Origin of the sequence: Zobellia sp. 1_MG-2023, from assembly GCF_030549125.1 — a bacterium.
GTDB classification, from domain to species: domain Bacteria; phylum Bacteroidota; class Bacteroidia; order Flavobacteriales; family Flavobacteriaceae; genus Zobellia; species Zobellia russellii.
The window spans coordinates 146409-165510 of record NZ_JAUOSY010000002.1 but is presented as its reverse complement, the minus strand read 5'-3'; the positions used below and the strand labels follow the sequence as shown (position 1 = coordinate 165510).

Here is a 19102-nt window from a genome sequence, read left to right as displayed (position 1 = left end):
TTTAACTATTTTGGACACGGTTAGATTGCGTGGAAACGTGATATTAAAATAAAATTATGTCAATACCAATAGTATTAGATAAATCAACATTTCAAGGCCTCAACTACGAAGATATAATTGAACTACATAAATATTATATCGTCAATGTTACACCCTTGTTGGTTTCAGAAATTTTGGGTGACCTTGCCAAAGAAGAAAAAGAAGGCAGAAAAGCACCCAAAGACCAAGTTACAGATTTGGCAAAAAAAATGTTTCCGTACAATGCATACGTAAATATGAATTATAAAGTGCTGGTTGAAAAATCTTTAACTGGCGAATTTACAACTGCCGATAACAGACCTTTTTTAAGTGCTCAGAAATCTATAAATACACCTACGAAAAAGGGGATGACTTTTGTTGAGACAGAAGAAGAGTTATCTATAAAAAGATGGAAAAGGGGCGAGTTTGACACAACGGACGAAATTATTGCCGATGTATGGCGGACAGAATCCAAGGATGACGATGTGGTAATAACATTCAAGTCGAAATTTGACCACCTTAAAGACATTAAAATAAGAGACCATAAGCCTTCAAATAAAGAAAAGTTTTTAAGTCTAAAAGAAAGGTTGAAAGAACGCCTTTATATCGAAATTGAGCCAGTCGATATTTTAAATCTCACGATGGATTATTTTGAAATAAATCCAGATTTTCGAAAGACTATTGAATCGAGATGGAAAGATGGGTCGTATCCAGATTTACGAAGTATGGCTAGTTATGCGATGTATTGTTACGAGGTTGTCTGTCTTTATTATATTGGAATTAACAATTCATTGTGCGGTGAGCGATTGACAAATCTTTTGGATTTGGAATATCTGTTTTATGCACCATTTGCAAGAGTGTTTAGCACCAACGACAAATTTCTAAAAAATCTATTTTTTGCCGTAGAACCTAGTGATACATTCTTTTTAACATTGCCTGAATTAAAAGAAGATTTCAAAAAATTTAAGGCTTTAAATAAGGAAAGGGAAGTGTTCAATGAGCCACCAAATAAAGATTCGGAAACATATCGAATTTGGGATAGTGTTTTCGATATGGAACTTACTCGAAGACTCAAACCATCCGAAGCAGAGATAAAACGAAAAGAGGTTGAATTAGAAGAAATTATCAATATAGCTCATACAGGTAAGGAAGGTAAATTCGAAGGGGAATCAGATTTTATGGTAAAGGAAATGTTTATGTCTCCAGATGACCCTTGTCCTTGCAAAAGCGGTAAACCTTTTAAGGATTGTCATCTTGCTCAAGCTCGAAATAGAGCTAAGTAATTAAAAAATATGAATAATATTATGAGGATAAATCATTGAAAAGCTGCTCCAATCAAAATTAAAATTCTGTTAATCCAAAGATAAACTGTTAAATTTTTGTAACTTTACATACTAAATGAAGCAAATTTTCCATAAAATATTATCCATTTTGATGGCATTTGTAGTGTTGTTTACTACAATGTCCTTTACAGTTGATATGCACTATTGTGGGGATTCTTTAGTTGACTTTTCGGTTTTTACGAAAGCGGAAAGTTGTGGTATGGAAAAAGCACAACCCGCTAAAAGTTGCGAAAATCCTTCGATGACTGAAAAAGATTGTTGTACTGACCAACAATTTGTTAAGGAAGGCAATCAAGACTTAAAAACATCTTTCGATAAACTTACATTCGAGCAACAAACTTTTGTTGCAACATTTTTCTACACATATATCAATCGCTTTGAAGGACTTGATGAAAACATCGTTCCTTTCAAGGATTATTCGCCCCCCTTTGTCGAACGGGACATCCAGACCCTTTACGAGAAATATCTAATTTGATTTTTAGACAGTAACCTTTTCGCCCTGCGGTATTTCCGTTTTGGGCTTGTTTTGTTGTGGTCTTTTTTCAGAACTACATCAAGACCAACTTTTGTATAACTGTCTAATTATCATTCTATATGCTCAATAAAAGCATAAAATTTTTAATCGAGAACAAACTCGTTGCGGTACTGATGCTCGCCCTATTTGTGGGTTGGGGTATTGTAAATGCACCTTTTGGTTGGGAAACTGGCATTCTGCCTAGTAACCCTGTGGCCGTGGATGCCATACCCGATATTGGCGAAAATCAGCAAATCGTCTTTACCAAATGGCAAGGACGTTCGCCACAGGATATTGAAGACCAAATTACCTATCCGCTTACCACTTCCTTATTGGGAATACCAGGGGTAAAAACCATTAGAAGTTCCTCAATGTTCGGGTTTTCGAGCATCTATATCATTTTTGAAGAAAATATAGAATTCTACTGGTCACGAAATCGAATTCTGGAAAAACTCAACTCACTTCCAAGCGGTCTATTGCCAGATGGTGTTAACCCAGCTTTAGGACCAGATGCCACGGGATTGGGACAGATTTTCTGGTACACATTAGAAGGCCGTGATAAGGATGGCAATGTTACAGGTGGATGGGACTTACAGGAACTTCGTAGCATCCAAGATTATTACGTGAAATATGCCTTGTCATCTGCAAGCGGTGTTTCAGAAGTTGCCTCTATTGGTGGTTATGTTCAAGAATATCAAGTGGACGTGAATCCGGAATTGATGCGCCAGTACAACATTGGGCTATCTGATATTGTAAAAGCCGTTAAACATAGTAATCAGGATATCGGTGCTCAGACTTTGGAAATGAACCAAGCTGAATATCTGGTTCGTGGTCTAGGTTATGTAAAGTCCATAGAAGATATAGAAAACGCGGTAGTTACCTCTAAAGAATTCACTTCTATCAGGATAAAGGATGTGGGCAAAGTCCATTTAGGTCCAGCTACAAGACGCGGTATTCTTGACAAAGAGGGTGCTGAAGTTGTCGGCGGTGTGGTTGTGGCTCGATATGGTGCAAATCCTATGGAAGTCATTAACAACGTTAAAGACCAAATTAACGATTTAAGTGCTGGACTACCTTCTAAAGAATTGGCCGATGGTCGCACTTCACAAGTTACCATAGTTCCGTTTTATGACCGAACCGAACTTATTCAAGAAACTTTAGGTACGCTGAATGAAGCGTTAACGCTCGAAATTTTAATTACCATTCTTGTCATTATCATAATGGTCTTTAACCTACGAGCCTCTGTTTTAATTTCTGGTCTATTACCTGTTGCGGTATTGATGGTTTTTATTGCGATGAAACTTTTCGATGTAGATGCAAACATTGTGGCACTTTCCGGAATCGCTATTGCCATAGGCACTATGGTTGATGTGGGCGTAATTCTTTCCGAGAATATTATTAGGCATTTGGATATGGAAAACACCGATTCTGAAGGAAATAAGCTGCCTATAAATACAGTAGTTTACAATGCGACCACAGAAGTTTCAGGTGCAATTCTTACGGCTGTACTAACCACCATTATTAGCTTTGTTCCAGTCTTTACAATGGTAGGTGCTGAAGGGAAATTATTCCGCCCGTTAGCCTTTACCAAGACAATGGCACTTACAGCGTCTATTATTGTCGCTCTATTTTTAATCCCACCATTTGCAGCTTTTTTATTCCGAAAGAAAGGCCTCAAAAACCCATTCAAATACATACTTAATATTTCTTTGATAATTGCGGGGATAATCGCAATGATATATGGGTTCTGGTTAGGTCTCATATTGATTGCCTTTGGTGCTTCGGGAATCGCTGGACTACAAGGAAAGCTGACCGAAAAGAAAGCTAATTTGGTCAATATCATCATTTCATCGGTAGCCATTGTTTTCTTATTGGCTGAATACTGGCGACCATTAGGTTTTGACCGAAGTATTGCAATGAACCTCATTTTTGTAAGTATCGTGTGCTTTGGATTGCTTGGTACATTTTGGGTCTTCCGCAAATATTATACAAGAATTTTAAGATGGGCTTTACGGAATAAATTTCTATTTCTTTCCGTACCAACGGCTATAATCATATTCGGTGTTCTTATAATGCAGAATACAGGTAAGGAATTTATGCCTTCATTAAACGAGGGTTCGTTCCTGTTAATGCCAACATCTTTACCACACGCAGGGGTTGAAGAAAACAAACGAATTCTACAACAATTGGATATGGCAGTCGCCACTATCCCTGAAATAAAAACAGTCGTTGGTAAGTCTGGACGAACGGAATCTGCTCTAGACCCTGCACCCCTATCGATGTATGAAAATATCATTCAGTACAAGTCTGAATATATGATGAATTCGGAAGGAAAACATCAACGTTACAAAGTCAATGATGATGGTCTTTTTGTTCTCAAAAATGGTAGGTTAATTATCAATCCAAATAATGAAATAGAGGAAGGTGAAAACTATGAAGCGTCCCAATTACAGACAACAGTTACACGAGATGAATTGATTATTGACGATGATGGTGAGTACTATCGAAATTGGCGTCCTGAAATCAAAAGTCCAGATGATATCTGGAATGAAATCGTTCGGGTCACAAAACTACCCGGCATTACTTCAGCACCAAAGTTACAGCCCATTGAAACTAGATTAGTGATGTTACAGACAGGAATGCGAGCGCCCATGGGTATTAAAGTCAAAGGCCAGAATTTGAGCGAAATCGAAGATTTTGGTCTTCAGCTTGAAGCAGTTCTTAAACAGGCGGAAGGGGTCAAAGAACAAGCTGTATTTGCAGACAGAATCGTAGGTAAGCCTTATTTGCTAATTGATATTGACAGAGAGCAACTGGCCCGGTACGGTATTTCAATAATGCAGGTTCAGGAAATTTTGCAAGTAGCCGTTGGCGGAATGCCTCTAACTCAAACCGTGGAAGGTCGGGAACGTTATGCGGTACGTGTACGCTATCCTCGGGAATTGCGAGAAAACCCCACGGACTTGAAGAATATTTACGTACCTGTGGAAAAAGGAAATCCTGTTCCTCTGGGTGAGTTGGTAGATATTCGTTACGAACTAGGCCCACAGGTTATAAAAAGTGAAGATACCTTTTTAGTGGGTTATGTCCTTTTTGATAAACTGGACGGTTTTGCCGAAGTAGATGTCGTAGAAAATGCCCAAGCGTTAATAAAAGCAAAAATCGATAATGGCGAATTAACCGTTCCAAAAGGTATCAACTACCAGTTTACGGGAACGTATGAAAATCAATTACGCGCAGAGAAAACATTATCCGTGGTTGTTCCATTGGCACTTGTCATTATCTTTTTGATTCTTTATTTCCAATTCCGTTCGGTAGCTACATCTTTAATGGTATTTACGGGAATTGCGGTTGCCTTCGCAGGTGGTTTCTTAATGATATGGTTCTATGGTCAAGACTGGTTTTTAAACTTCAATTTCTTTGGCGAAAATCTGCGGGACTTGTTTCAGATGCAAACTATAAATCTAAGTGTAGCAGTATGGGTAGGATTCATTGCGCTGTTTGGTATTGCTACTGATGATGGTGTTGTGATGGCGACCTACCTCACACAAACGTTTGACCGAAATACACCTGAAAACAAGAATGAAATTCGTGATTCCATTGTAGAAGCTGGCGAAAAACGAATTCGTCCTTGCCTAATGACCACAGCAACGACCATATTGGCATTGCTACCCATTTTGACATCCACTGGTCGAGGAAGCGATATAATGATACCGATGGCCATACCAAGTTTCGGTGGGATGCTTATAGCATTGATTACGCTGTTTGTTGTTCCTGTGCTATTCAGTATGAAAAAAGAATTTCAATTAAAACGAGCGAGCAAATGAAAAATATAATAATCATAGTATGTCTTTTGCTTGTTTCCTCTTTCGCGAAAGCACAAGAATTACAGTCTTACATTCAGGAAGCAGAGGCGAACAATCCAGAGATTCAAGCCTATGAATTGCGGTATAATATTGCCCAAGAAAGGATAAATGAGGTTAACACATTGCCAAACACTACCGTTAGTGCAGGCTACTTTGTGAGCGAACCAGAAACGAGAACAGGTGCTCAGCGTGCACGATTTTCAATATCTCAAATGTTGCCTTGGTTCGGAACAATTACAGCAAGGGAAAATTATGCCAGTTCAATGGCTGAAACCGAATTTGTGGAAATTGCTATTGCCAAACGAAAATTGGCGCTTTCCGTCGCCCAATCGTATTACACTTTGTATTCCAACAAGAAAAAACAAAATGTGCTGGACGATAATATTCAATTATTGCAGACATACGAGCGTTTGGCATTAACATCAGTCGAAGTCGGGAAAGCCTCAGCCGTAGATGTATTGCGTTTGCAAATTCGACAAAACGAACTGCAACAACAAAAGGAAGTTTTGCAAGAAGAATATATCGCAGAACAAACCGTGTTCAATAATCTGCTGAATCGTGAGGAAGATATTGTCGTTGATGTTGTTCCAGAAATGATGATTCCATCGGAAGACCCTGTTTTTAGCGATGAAGGATTGTCCCTCAATCCTGAACTGCTTAAATACGACAAGCTCTACAAATCCGTAGAGCAATCAGAACTTTTAAATCAAAAAGAAAGTGCGCCAAATCTAGGATTTGGGCTAGACTATGTTCCCGTGGCAGAGCGACCAGCGATGAACTTTAACGATAACGGAAAGGATATAGTGATGCCAATGGTTACACTTTCCATACCCATTTTCAACAATAAGTATAATTCTGTTTCCAAGCAAAACAAGTTGCGACAACAGGAAATAGAATCTCAAAAAAATGAGCGATTAAATTCGTTGGAAACGGCTTTCGCAAAAGCAAAATCACAACGTAATCAAGCACGGATAAAATTCAATACTCAGGAAAAAAATCTTAACCAAGCCAAGAATGCTGAAGAAATTCTGATAAAGAATTACGAAACGGGGACAATAGATTTTAACGATGTACTAGACATTCAAGAATTACAACTAAAATTTCAAATTAATCAAATCGTGTCGGTGCAAATGTACTATGTGCAATCTGCCGTCATCAATTATTTAATAAATCAATAATCTAAAATTATAACAATGAAAACACTATTTAAGACAACAGTATTAATGCTTGCTATCGCAAGTTTGGTTTCGTGTAAAAATGAAACAAAAAATGACAACAAAAATTCAGATTCCGTTACTGAGACTGCCAAGACAGCTGGATTAACCTTTAATGATGATAAGGTTGGAAAACAATTTCAACACTACATTCATTTAAAGACCGCATTGGTAAAATCAGATTTCAATGAGGCTCAATCTGGGGCAAAAATGTTAATGGAAAACACGGATGATGCAGATTTAAAAGGTATGCTCTCTAAAATTTCAGAAACAACTGATATTGAAGTACAACGTACTATATTTTCCGATGTTACGGAAAAGATGACTGATGTGGTAGCTGCATCACTTTCTAGTGGTGAGGTCTATAAACAATTTTGCCCAATGGCCTTTAACAATAAAGGCGGTTACTGGCTATCTAAAGATGAAGAAATTCGTAATCCCTATTATGGGAATAAGATGCTAAAATGTGGTCGCATTTCTGAAACTATTAATTAGATAGCAAATGAAACACACCTATCACATCCACGGAATGACCTGCAACGGTTGCAAAACTCACGTCGATAAAACACTTTCCAATGTGGAAGGTGTGACTAACGTATCCGTAGATTTGGAAAAAGCTGAAGCGGTCATCGAAATGGAATCCCATATTCCCATCGAGAAGTTTCAGGAAGCTTTGAAGCAAGATGGTGGTTCGTACAGTATTCACACTCTAGGCGAACATCATAAGGTTGTAGATAAAAAAGAGAAAGCAGCAAAAGGGCAAGGAACGGGAACGTTCTATTGCCCGATGCATTGCGAGGGTGACAAAACCTATGACAAGCCAGGTGATTGCCCTGTCTGCGGAATGGATTTAGTCGAAGAACAAAATTTGTCAACTTCTTCCGTAACGCAATATACGTGTCCCATGCATCCAAAAATCGTAAAGGATGAAGCTGGAAGCTGCCCAATTTGCGGGATGGATTTAGTACCAATGGAACCCGATATGTCCGCAGAGGAAAAGACCTATAGAAAACTACTTAAAAAGTTTTGGGTTGCCGTGGCATTTACATTGCCCATCTTTTTAATAGCAATGTCGGAAATGCTGACCAATAATCCATTATATGATATTCTGGAATTGAAGTATTGGAATTGGATTCAGTTTGTGCTTTCCATTCCAGTCGTGTTTTATGCTACTTGGATGTTCTTTGAACGTGCCTACCGCAGTATTAAAACTTGGAATCTCAATATGTTTACACTCATTGGAATCGGTGCTGGTGTAGCTTGGTTATTTAGTGTAATAGGTATGCTTATACCTGACTTTTTCCCAGACCAATTTAAGACCGAAGCAGGTACGGTTCACGTCTATTTTGAAGCTGCTACTGTAATCCTCACTTTAGTCCTTTTGGGGCAGTTACTTGAAGCTCGTGCTCACAGTAAGACCAATTCCGCGGTAAAAGAGCTATTGAAGCTAGCACCTAATAAAGCCATTAAAATAGTCGATGGCGAAGAAAAAGAAGTAAGTATCGATGATATTGAATTAGGCGACATTCTAAGAGTTAAGCCAGGCGATAAGATTCCTGTGGATGGTGTTTTGACCGAAGGGGAAACTTCCGTTGACGAATCGATGATTACAGGCGAACCGATTCCCGTAAACAAAATCGTAGACGATAAGGTCAGTAGCGGAACAATCAATGGAAATCAGTCCTTTTTAATGAAAGCTGAAAAAGTTGGTTCAGACACGCTATTATCCCAAATCATCCATATGGTAAACGATGCTAGTCGCAGCCGTGCGCCCATCCAGAATTTGGCAGATAAGGTTTCGGGATATTTTGTACCAGTTGTGGTCATAATTGCCCTGATAACCTTTGCGGTCTGGGCAATTTGGGGGCCAGAGCCAGCCTATGTTTATGCCTTGGTCAATGCCATCGCTGTATTAATAATCGCTTGTCCTTGTGCTTTGGGTCTTGCCACACCAATGTCCGTAATGGTAGGTGTTGGTAAAGGCGCACAAAATGGGGTGCTAATCAAAAACGCTGAAGCCCTCGAAAAGATGGACAAGGTAGATACACTCATAGTTGACAAAACGGGAACAATTACGGAAGGTAAACCGACAGTTGAAAAAGTGGGGTCTTTTGATAATGGCTTTACTGAAAATGAAGTACTACAATATATCGTTTCCCTGAACAGCCAAAGTGAGCATCCACTCGCTGAAGCAACAGTTAAATACGGAAGGGAACAACAAACTGAATTTCTAAAGGCAACTGGTTTCAATGCTGTAACTGGTAAGGGTGTTGAAGGAAAGGTCAATGGAAAAGAACTGTCTTTGGGCAATACTAAAATGATGGAAGTAGCAAATGCGAAACTTTCAGAGGCTATGGAAAATGAGGCACAAACCTATCAAAAGCAAGGCAAGACGGTTTCTTATCTGGCTATTGATGGCAAGACTGTTGGATATGTTGTTATAGGTGATAAAATCAAGAAAACAAGTGCCAAAGCTATCAAAGCATTGCAGGACAAAAATATTGATGTCATAATGCTTACAGGCGATAATCACGATACAGCCCAAGCCGTGGCAAAAGAGCTCAATCTTGCTGATTTCAAAGCAGGAATGTTACCTGAAAATAAATTACAGGAAGTTGAAAAACTACAAAAAAATGGACACGTAGTCGCAATGGCAGGTGATGGTATTAACGATGCGCCTGCATTGGCAAAAAGTGATGTTGGTATAGCAATGGGAACGGGAACAGATGTAGCGATTGAAAGTGCAGCACTTACATTGGTTAAGGGCGACTTACACGGTATTGTGAAAGCACGAAATCTAAGCGATGTTGTTATGAGGAACATCAAGCAGAATCTGTTCTTTGCCCTCATCTATAATACGTTGGGTATACCAATTGCAGCCGGTTTACTCTACCCATTTTTCGGAATCCTTTTATCCCCAATGATTGCCGCTTTAGCAATGAGTTTCAGTTCCGTATCGGTTATTGCTAACGCACTAAGATTAAGAACAAAATCAATTAAATAATTCACACTAAAAACAAAAGGAATATGGAAGATTCAAACAAAGGAAACTATAAAACTTTTTACATAATGCTGGCGTGCTCATTTGTTGCAATGTACGTTACAATGTATCTAAATACCTACTCGTTAGACCACGTATTTTTTAGCTTGACCCGTTTTTATATGGTCTGTCTTGGCATTGCTACAATGGCAGTAATAATGTGGTTTTTTATGCGAAAAATGTATAACGATAAAAAGAAGAATATTGTAATTCTGGTAGGTAGTTTAGTTCTGTTTGTGGGTGCTCTCGGTTTAGTAAGAGTGCAAGCACCAATAGTAGGTGATATACTATGGATGAAAGCTATGATTCCACATCACTCTATTGCAATTTTAACGAGTGAACGTGCTGATATTAAAGACCCTGAAGTGAAGAAACTGGCAGAGGATATCATCAAGGCACAAAAAAAGGAAATTGAAGAAATGAAGCAGATGATTGAACGATTGGAAAATAAATAATTTGATATGAACAAAAACATTTTATACATCGGTATCGCAGCTGTCATAGGACTGTTTGGTGGGTGGCTCATTTTTGGTGGTAATTCTACCGAAAAAGACGGGGCGGCGATGACCGAAACACACGACCATTCAGATGAAAGTACTGAACAAATGTGGACGTGCTCGATGCACCCACAAATTATGCAACCAGAACCTGGTGACTGTCCTATTTGTGGTATGGATTTAATTCCAGCGGAATCAAGCGCAGATGGTTTAGCAATGAATGAAATAAAGATGACAAAAAATGCAATGGCATTGGCAAACATCCAAACGACTATTGTAGGCAATGCATCAGAAGACAGCGAGAATATGATTTCGCTTTCAGGCAAAATCAAAATGAATGAGGAAGAAAACGCCATTCAAGCTAGTTATTTCGACGGCAGGATTGAACGGCTCAATGTAAATTTTGAAGGTCAGGAAGTAAGAAAAGGGCAATTATTGGCCACTATTTATGCGCCAAATTTGGTAGCGGCTCAACAAGAATTGATTACCGCAGCTTCACTCAAAGTATCGCAACCATCTCTATACAAAGCGGTACGAAACAAACTAAAACTTTGGAAACTTTCGGAAAGCCAAATTAATAGTATCGAAGAATCAGGGAAGGTTAAAGAGAACTTTCCCATATACGCAACGGTTAGCGGTACGGTATCTGAAAAGATGGCTTCTGAAGGCGATTACGTAAAGCAAGGGCAACCCATCGTAAAGGTGAGCAATCTAAATTTGGTATGGGCAGAATTCGATGCTTATGAAAACCAAATTTCAGAATTCAAGAAAGGTCAGAAAATCAAGGTTACAACCAATGCTTATCCCAATGAAATATTTGATGCTACGGTTTCATTCATAGACCCCGTTCTGAATACTCAAACGAGAACTGTCGTGGTTCGAGCCAATTTGAAAAACAACAAAGGGATTTTTAAGCCAGGGATGTTCGTCACAGGCAAAATCAAAAGCAAATCAACTAGTTCAGAAGTACAACTTCGCATTCCAGCGAGTGCGGTAATGTGGACAGGCGAACGCTCATTAGTTTACATCAAGACAAATCCAAATGAACCCATTTTTGAAATGCAGGAAGTAACGCTTGGCAATCGAGTTGGTGATATTTTTATGGTCGCTTCCGGATTACAAGAAGGCGATGAAATAGTAACTAATGGAACGTTCACAGTTGATGCAGCTGCACAATTACAGGGTAAGAAGTCAATGATGAATAAATCAGGTGGAAAAACAATGACAGGACACGAAGGACACTTAGGTATGCAGAATACAGGTAACGAAACCACTAGTAGTTCAACAATGAAAATGGAACTACCAAAGACAGTTCAAATTGCGTTTCAGTCTGCTTTAACGCCATATCTTAAAATGAAAGATGTCTTTGTAGCTGGTGATGCTCAAAAAGTTTCGTCTTTCTCACAGGAAACCTTAGAAATATTAGAGCCAGTTTCTGATTCGGATTTGGGTAAAATGGAACAAGCCCACATTTCCAAAATCAAAAAAATGTTGAAGTCAATAAACGAAAGTGATAACATCGAAAATCAGCGTAGCCATTTTGTGGTTTTGAACCAAAATTTTATACCGATTGTAAAGACTATAAAAGGGTTGAACCCAAAGGTATATATTCAGAAATGCCCAATGGCAAATAACAACAGAGGGGCGTTTTGGATAAGTAAAGATAAAGTCATCAGTAACCCTTATTATGGCGAACAGATGCTTACTTGTGGAAGTGTAGTTGATTCATTGAAATAATACTTTGCAACACAGTTGCACGAAAATCTTTTTATCTTTGTAGCTTGAAATATTTTACACTCATATTAGCAATTTACTTCTTAGCACTTAATGGTGTGCCCTGTAGCGATACAGGAAACATTAATGAAGATTCCCAAGTAGTTTCCTTAATTGACTATGATAGTGAGCACGACCAAGATTGTGAATTATGTTCGCCCTTTTGTCATTGTCATTGTTGCCACGTTCACACTATAGATTTTGGCATAACTTCATTCGAACCGTATCAACCTAAGATTTCACAAGAGTACTTCGACCATTTCGATGGTTTTGAAAACAACTTTTTTCATTCCCTTTTACAGCCCCCACAGGTATAATTCAGTTTTCATAGGATAGCTATATCCTGTTTTGACGTGTCCTTATTTTGGATATGTCAAAATAGTGCATTGCATTTCTGTAATGTGCCCACAGAGAATTTAAACTGAATTAACACCCATATCTATGATTAATAAAATCATTGATTTTTCAATCAATAACAAATTTATTATTGGTCTGCTCACACTTGCATTAATTGGTGCAGGTATCTATAGTATGACCCAAGTTCCTATTGATGCCGTGCCAGATATTACCAATAATCAGGTACAGGTCATTACACAATCGCCCAATCTGGGGACAGAGGATATTGAGCAATTTGTAACCTATCCTGTCGAGGTGGCAATGAGCAACCTGCCCAATGTCAGGGAAATTCGTTCGATTTCCCGCTTCGGACTCTCCGTAGTGACCATCGTCTTTGATGACGGTGTCGGAACGTATCTTCCCAGACAGCTTGTAGCAGAAAAACTGACAGAAGTACAAGAACAAATCCCTATGGGTTTTGGTGAGCCTTCTATGGGTCCCATTTCTACAGGGCTAGGCGAAATCTATCAATACACCCTAGAGGTTGAAGCCGAATACCAAAGTGAATATTCATCTACAGAACTGCGAACAATTCAAGATTGGATAGTACGTAGACAAATGGCAATGGTTCCTGGCGTCGTGGAAGTAAATGCCTTTGGTGGCAATAAAAAACAATATGAAGTTGCAGTAGACCCAAACGAACTTCGAGCTATTGGTATCACAATTACCGAAGTGTTCTCAGCTTTGGAAAACAACAATCAGAATACGGGCGGTGCTTATATCGAGCGTAATCATCAAGCTAATTTTATACGTGGCGAGGGTCTTGCAAGAACTGTATCGGATATAGAAAATATGGTCGTCAAGACGGTCAATGGTATTCCTATCAAGATTAAAGATGTTGGTAAGGTGAGTATAGGAAGTGCCGTCCGTTACGGTGCGCTGACAAAAGATGGCAAAGGCGAAACTGTTGGCGGAATGATTTTGATGCTTAAAGGGGCTAATTCCAACGAAGTTATCGAAAACGTGACCCAACGTATGGAACAGATTCAGCAATCACTTCCTAAAGGTGTTAGTATAAAACCATTTCTTGACCGAAGTGAATTGATTGCGGAAACAACGGGAACGGTAACTGGAAACCTTTTGGAAGGTGGGCTTATCGTAATCTTTGTTTTGGTTTTGCTCTTGGGAAATTGGCGTGGTGGTCTTATAGTAGCATCCACTATTCCGCTATCGCTTTTGTTTGCATTCATACTAATGAACGTTTTTGACGTATGGGCGAACCTGATGAGTTTGGGGGCGATTGACTTTGGAATCATCGTGGACGGTGCGGTCATCATCGTAGAAAGTACTGTTTTCCTAATGTATTCTTATGTAGTTAAAAAGAAGGCCGTGAGTTCTGAAACGAGGGACGAAATCGCTGCAAAGGCTTCTAAAAAGATGATGAACGCCGCCTTCTTCGGCCAGCTTATAATTCTTATTGTCTTCCTACCCATTTTAGCTTTGGAAGGTGTCGAAGGCAAGATGTTTCAGCCTATGGCGCTGACCTTCATCTTTGCGATGATTGGTGCAATGTTGCTTTGTCTGACCTATGTCCCAATGATTTCAGCGTTATTCTTAAGACCGCCGAAATCCGAAAAAAAGTCTTACGGCGATAAGTTTGTCCATTGGATTGAAAGAAAATACGAGCCGCTGTTGACCAAATCGCTTACTAAAGGGAAGATGGTTATAGGTATCGCTATTGCTCTTTTTGCAGTTGCCATTTTTGCCTTTACCAGAATGGGCGGCGAATTTATCCCACAGTTGGATGAAGGCGATATTGCGTTTCACGCCATCCTGAAACCCGGAAGTTCCCTTTCAGAAACCATAGAAACAACCACAAAAATAGAGCAAATAGTTAAGGCGGAATTTCCAGAGGTGGAAACTATCATCAGCCGTATCGGTGTGGCCGATGTACCTACTGACCCGATGCCGATGGACATTGCCGATGTCTTCGTCATCCTTAAACCAAGTGATGAATGGACATCCGCCGAAAGCAAAGATGAACTGGTCGAAAAAATGAAGGATGCCATAAGCATCGTACCCGGGGTCAATTATGAATTTACCCAGCCTATAGAAATGCGTTTTAACGAACTACTTACGGGTGTACGTGAAGATGTTGCTATTAAACTGTTTGGGGAAGATTTGGACATACTGGCAAGCAAAGCGGAAGAAATGGGTAAAATCATTGCAACTGTTCCGGGTGTTGCGGATATGAAAGTAGAGGCTACCGATGGCCTTCCGCAAATTACGGTTAACTATAATCGTAACAAGCTCGCGCAATACGGTCTTGAAATCAACCAACTCAATAGTGTGTTACAAGCTGCATTTGCAGGTGGAAAAGCAGGCGTAATTTTCGAGGGGGAAAAGCGGTTCGATTTGGTAGTTCGTCTACAAAAAGAGAATCGGGAAAGCATAGCTGACATTAAAAATCTGTTCATAAACCTTCCAAATGGTTCACAAATTCCGCTACGTGAAATTGCAGAAGTGAGTTATGAGCCTGGTCCAATGCAAATAAGTAGAGACAATACAAATAGACGAACGTATGTAGGTATCAATATTCGTGACCGTGATGTTAAATCTGTAGTAGAAGAAATTCAGGATAAATTAGATGCCCAATTTGAATTACCACCTGGATATTACATTCGTTATGGTGGGGCTTTTGAAAACCTCGAACGTGCCAGCAATAGGTTACAGACTGTTGTGCCAATAGCTTTATTGCTCATATTCATTCTGATTTACTTTGCCCTAAAATCCTTTCCGCAAACCTTGATGATTTATGTAGCAATACCTATGGCGACCATAGGTGGCGTGTTCGCTCTATGGCTTCGGGATATGCCTTTTAGTATTTCGGCAGGGGTCGGTTTTATTGTGCTCTTTGGGGTAGCTGTACTGAATGGATTGGTAATGATAAGCGGTCTGAATGAACTGAAGGAAGAAGGCGTAACAAACTTAAAAGACAGGATTGTGGAAGGCACAAAACGTAGGATACGCCCGATTATGCTTACTGCCTTTACCGATATTCTTGGTTTTTTGCCTATGGCGATTTCAGCATCCGCAGGGGCTGAAGTGCAAAGACCCTTGGCTACCGTGGTTATTGGTGGATTGATAACTTCAACCCTTTTAACGCTGTTTATTCTGCCCATTTTTTATCAATGGGTCGAGAAACGTTCTGAACGAAAGGCAAAATTGAATCCAAAATTTGCTACCGCTATGGCAGTAGTTTGTTTGCTATTTACTTCTGCTTTCGCTAAAGCGCAGCAAGTTCCACAGAATGATTCGCTGCCGGTAATATTATTGGAAAAAGCGGTAGAAGTTTCTAAGGAAAATTATCCGCTCTTGAAAACGAAACAGTTGGAAATTCAAAGACAAACTGCATTAAAGGGGACTGCTTACGACTTTGGCAACACCCAAGTGTTTACGGGTGGCGAGGAAATATCGGATGGTCAGGGTATTTATACATTGGTTGGCTTAGGGCAACAGAATATCAACTTATTCGGCATAGGTGCGAAAAAGCGTCTGCAAAAGCAACGTATCGCTTTGGCCGAAACAGCTCTTGACCTTTCTGAACTTCAAATAGAACAGGAAGTTAAAAAAGCTTGGTCGCAAGCCTATCAGCAAAGGCAAAAATTTGAACTGTACCAAGAACTGGATTCTATCTATTCACAATTTGAAAAAGCCATTGCGCTCAATTATGAGGTAGAAGCCATTTCACGCTTGGAATATTCATCAGCTACCAATCAAGCCTTGCAAATCCGCAACAAATTGCAACAGGCCGAAAGCGATTACGCCATTGCCCTTCAAAAACTAAACCTATGGTTGGTTTCAGACACTTTCTATTCTGTACCTAAATCGCTTGACGAAAGTGAATTTGCCGTATTGGGCATACCCACAACAGTGGAAAATCATCCCAAACTGAAACTTTCGCAAAAGCAAATTGATGAAGCTGAGGCAAATTATGATGCGGCTCGTGCTGACTTGCTTCCCAAGTTTAATCTTCAGGGCGGACTTCAAACAGTGAACGGCAATAGCGGATTTTACACTTATCAGGCCGGTATTTCCATTCCTTTATTTTCTGGTACGGAACGTAGCCAAGCCAAGGCCGCTAAAATTGACGGCGAAATTGCAAGAACTAATGCTGATTATACACAACGCCAATTGCAATCCGAATATCAGCAGGCCGTAAAGTCCTATCAAAAGTGGGAAACATCTTGGCAATTTTATAATAATAAAGCCTTACCCCTTGCCGAAGAGCAACGCAGAGGCGCACTACTTGCCTACAAGGAAGGTGCAGTGGACTATGCAGCATTTACACAAATAATAAGGGATGCCATAAATACCGAAATGGATGCACTGGATGCGCTCGACAATTATCTAAAATCAGTTTTCGAACTACAATATTTTAAACAATAATGAAAAATCTATCTAAATATACAGTCATCGGTTTATTGGTTATGCTCTTAGGGTTAACCTCTTGTGGTGATTCTAAATCAGAGTCAGCTGAAAACAATAAAGGAAATTCTGAAACGGAAGAAGCCCACACAGAAGGCGAAGCTGAGGAAGTGATGCTTACGGCCAAACAGTTCGATGCATTAGAAATGAAAATCGACACCTTACAAATGCGAAATATGAGCGGGTATGTGGAAGCGAACGGTCAACTGGAAGTCCCGCCCCAGAACGAGGCCACCATAACAACAGTTGTAGGTGCAAACGTGGTTTCCATCGAGGTTATCGAGGGTGATAAGGTCAATAAAGGGCAAACAGTCGCTTACCTCTCGCATCCCAACATCATTCAGAAACAGACAGACTACTTAAATGCTTTTAGTAATAGTCAGTTTTTGAAAAAGGAATTTGAACGACAAAAAACCCTCTACGATGCAGGTGTAGGAAGTGGTGCCAATTTCCAAAAGGCAGAAGCTGAATACCAAGCATCCCGAAGTATGGCAAAAGGTCTTGAAGCCCAACTGCAACAACTTAACGTTAGTGCATCGGGCGTAAGAAACGGAACGATTTACCAGCGTGTGGCGCTCAGAAGTCCCATCGAAGGATTTGTACAAAAGGTAGAAGTCAAAACAGGGCAGTATGTAGAACCCCAGACCGACCTAATGGAAATCGTGGACACCCACCATGTGCACGCCGATTTGATGGTCTTTGAAAAAGATGTCTATAGGGTAAAGGAAGGTCAAAAAGTAACGTTTAATGTCCAATCCAATCAAGGGCAGGAACTGACCGCGGAAATCTATTCCGTGGGCAAAACTTTTGAGCAGAACCCGAAAGCGATACACGTTCACGCAGAAATTGAGAACAAGGAAGGCAACCTGATACCCGGAATGTACATTCAGGGACGCATACAAACGGATAACAATAAGACGTTGGCTATACCCGAAAGTGCCATAGCCGCTGATGGTAACCGATTTTTTGTGTTTTTAGCTGAAAAGGAAGGTAACGATTGGGCTTTTACACCTAATGAAATAACAAAGGGGGCTAAAGACGGGGAATGGATTCCTATTGATTTTCTAACGGAACAAAAATCGAATGCCAAATATGCCTTAAACAACGGTTACTATTTAATGGCAGAAATGAAAAAAGGCGAAGCAGAACACTCACATTAAAATTGATTAATAACATCATTAGATGAAAGAAATAGAAAAAACATTGGAAAACAAAAGTGTGCGTCCTACGGCAATGCGCATTTTGATTTATAAGTATATGGCCGAGAAAGAAATTGCTGTTGCATTAACAGACATTGAGAACGCTTTCGCGAAAGCGGACAGAACTACGCTCTATCGAACCTTAAAAACTTTTGAAGAAAAAGGAATCGTGCACCAAATAGACGATGGCACTAATATTTCAAAATATGCGCTTTGTGAACCTGGGTGCAATTGTGAAATCGAACAAGATTTACACCTGCATTTTCATTGCAACAACTGCGATGAAACCGTATGTCTTACAGAACATAAGATACCGCAGGTTAATCTACCAGATGGATATGTGGCTGAGGATGCTAACTTGGTTATAAAAGGTATTTGCGAAAAGTGTAGCGGGCAATAAATGCACTTCCGTTGCACGGTTTAAACCTGTACTTTGAACGCTGAAAAATAAGAACTTATGATACAGTTTATAGATACGAAAAAAGAGAGCCTGATTGCCGCAAAGCTTTCGGGTAAATTGAACGAAGAAAATTTAAAAACCATTCACAAACAAATCCATCGAATCATCGACAAGGGTCACAAAGTGGACTTCTATTTTGAAATGGAAGATTTTGATGGCTATACTATTAAAGGGTTTTGGGAAGACATCAAGACTGATGTAGCACATATCAAGGATTACGGGAAAATAGCATTCGTTGGAAATGAAAAATGGCAAGAATGGGCAGCAAAGGCAACCGATTTCTTTACCGGAAGCGAAGCCAAATATTTTGAAGCCAAAAATAAGGAACAGGCTATGACTTGGATTAATTTATAA

The 19102-nt window shown here is 39.7% G+C and carries 13 protein-coding genes; all 13 read left to right on the top strand.

Annotated features, from left to right (window positions below; all coding sequences use genetic code 11):
• The first annotated feature begins 56 nt into the window (after positions 1-56).
• The 13 genes from Q4597_RS04810 to Q4597_RS04755 all read left to right on the top strand — a co-directional run bounded on the left by Q4597_RS04810 (position 57) and on the right by Q4597_RS04755 (position 19102).
• A complete protein-coding gene (locus Q4597_RS04810) occupies positions 57-1301 on the top strand; it encodes an SEC-C metal-binding domain-containing protein (RefSeq protein ID WP_303404960.1) in 1245 nt (414 codons plus the stop codon).
• 115 nt (positions 1302-1416) lie between these two features.
• Entirely contained in the window at positions 1417-1836 is a 420-nt protein-coding gene (locus Q4597_RS04805) for an HYC_CC_PP family protein (protein ID WP_303404958.1), read from the top strand.
• A 119-nt stretch (positions 1837-1955) separates the two neighbouring features.
• Positions 1956-5702, top strand: coding sequence for an efflux RND transporter permease subunit (locus Q4597_RS04800; protein WP_303404956.1), 3747 nt, complete (start codon positions 1956-1958; stop codon positions 5700-5702).
• On the top strand, positions 5699-6919 hold the full coding sequence (locus Q4597_RS04795) for a TolC family protein (protein ID WP_213829555.1): 1221 nt from the start codon (positions 5699-5701) through the stop codon (positions 6917-6919). The genes Q4597_RS04800 and Q4597_RS04795 overlap by 4 nt, the downstream gene beginning before the upstream one ends.
• Before the next feature lie 15 nt (positions 6920-6934).
• Entirely contained in the window at positions 6935-7450 is a 516-nt protein-coding gene (locus Q4597_RS04790) for a DUF3347 domain-containing protein (protein ID WP_213829556.1), read from the top strand.
• Positions 7451-7457: 7 nt separating this feature from the next.
• A complete protein-coding gene (locus tag Q4597_RS04785) occupies positions 7458-9959 on the top strand; it encodes a heavy metal translocating P-type ATPase (protein ID WP_303404954.1) in 2502 nt (833 codons plus the stop codon).
• A gap of 23 nt (positions 9960-9982) precedes the next feature.
• The gene (locus tag Q4597_RS04780; RefSeq protein ID WP_213829558.1) at positions 9983-10450 is read left to right on the top strand and encodes a DUF305 domain-containing protein; all 468 of its coding nucleotides are present in this window, start codon (positions 9983-9985) and stop codon (positions 10448-10450) included.
• Between the two features lie 6 nt (positions 10451-10456).
• Entirely contained in the window at positions 10457-12229 is a 1773-nt protein-coding gene (locus tag Q4597_RS04775) for an efflux RND transporter periplasmic adaptor subunit (RefSeq protein ID WP_303404951.1), read from the top strand.
• A 44-nt stretch (positions 12230-12273) separates the two neighbouring features.
• Positions 12274-12582, top strand: coding sequence for a DUF6660 family protein (locus Q4597_RS19735; RefSeq protein ID WP_313788416.1), 309 nt, complete (start codon positions 12274-12276; stop codon positions 12580-12582).
• A 124-nt stretch (positions 12583-12706) separates the two neighbouring features.
• Positions 12707-17050, top strand: coding sequence for a CusA/CzcA family heavy metal efflux RND transporter (locus tag Q4597_RS04770; protein ID WP_303404950.1), 4344 nt, complete (start codon positions 12707-12709; stop codon positions 17048-17050).
• Entirely contained in the window at positions 17050-18249 is a 1200-nt protein-coding gene (locus tag Q4597_RS04765; protein WP_213829561.1) for an efflux RND transporter periplasmic adaptor subunit, read from the top strand. Before Q4597_RS04770 ends, Q4597_RS04765 begins: the two co-directional genes overlap by 1 nt.
• 22 nt (positions 18250-18271) lie before the next feature.
• Entirely contained in the window at positions 18272-18688 is a 417-nt protein-coding gene (locus Q4597_RS04760) for a Fur family transcriptional regulator (protein ID WP_126160965.1), read from the top strand.
• 57 nt (positions 18689-18745) lie between these two features.
• Complete coding sequence (locus Q4597_RS04755; protein ID WP_303404942.1) at positions 18746-19102, top strand: STAS/SEC14 domain-containing protein; 357 nt, start codon at positions 18746-18748, stop codon at positions 19100-19102.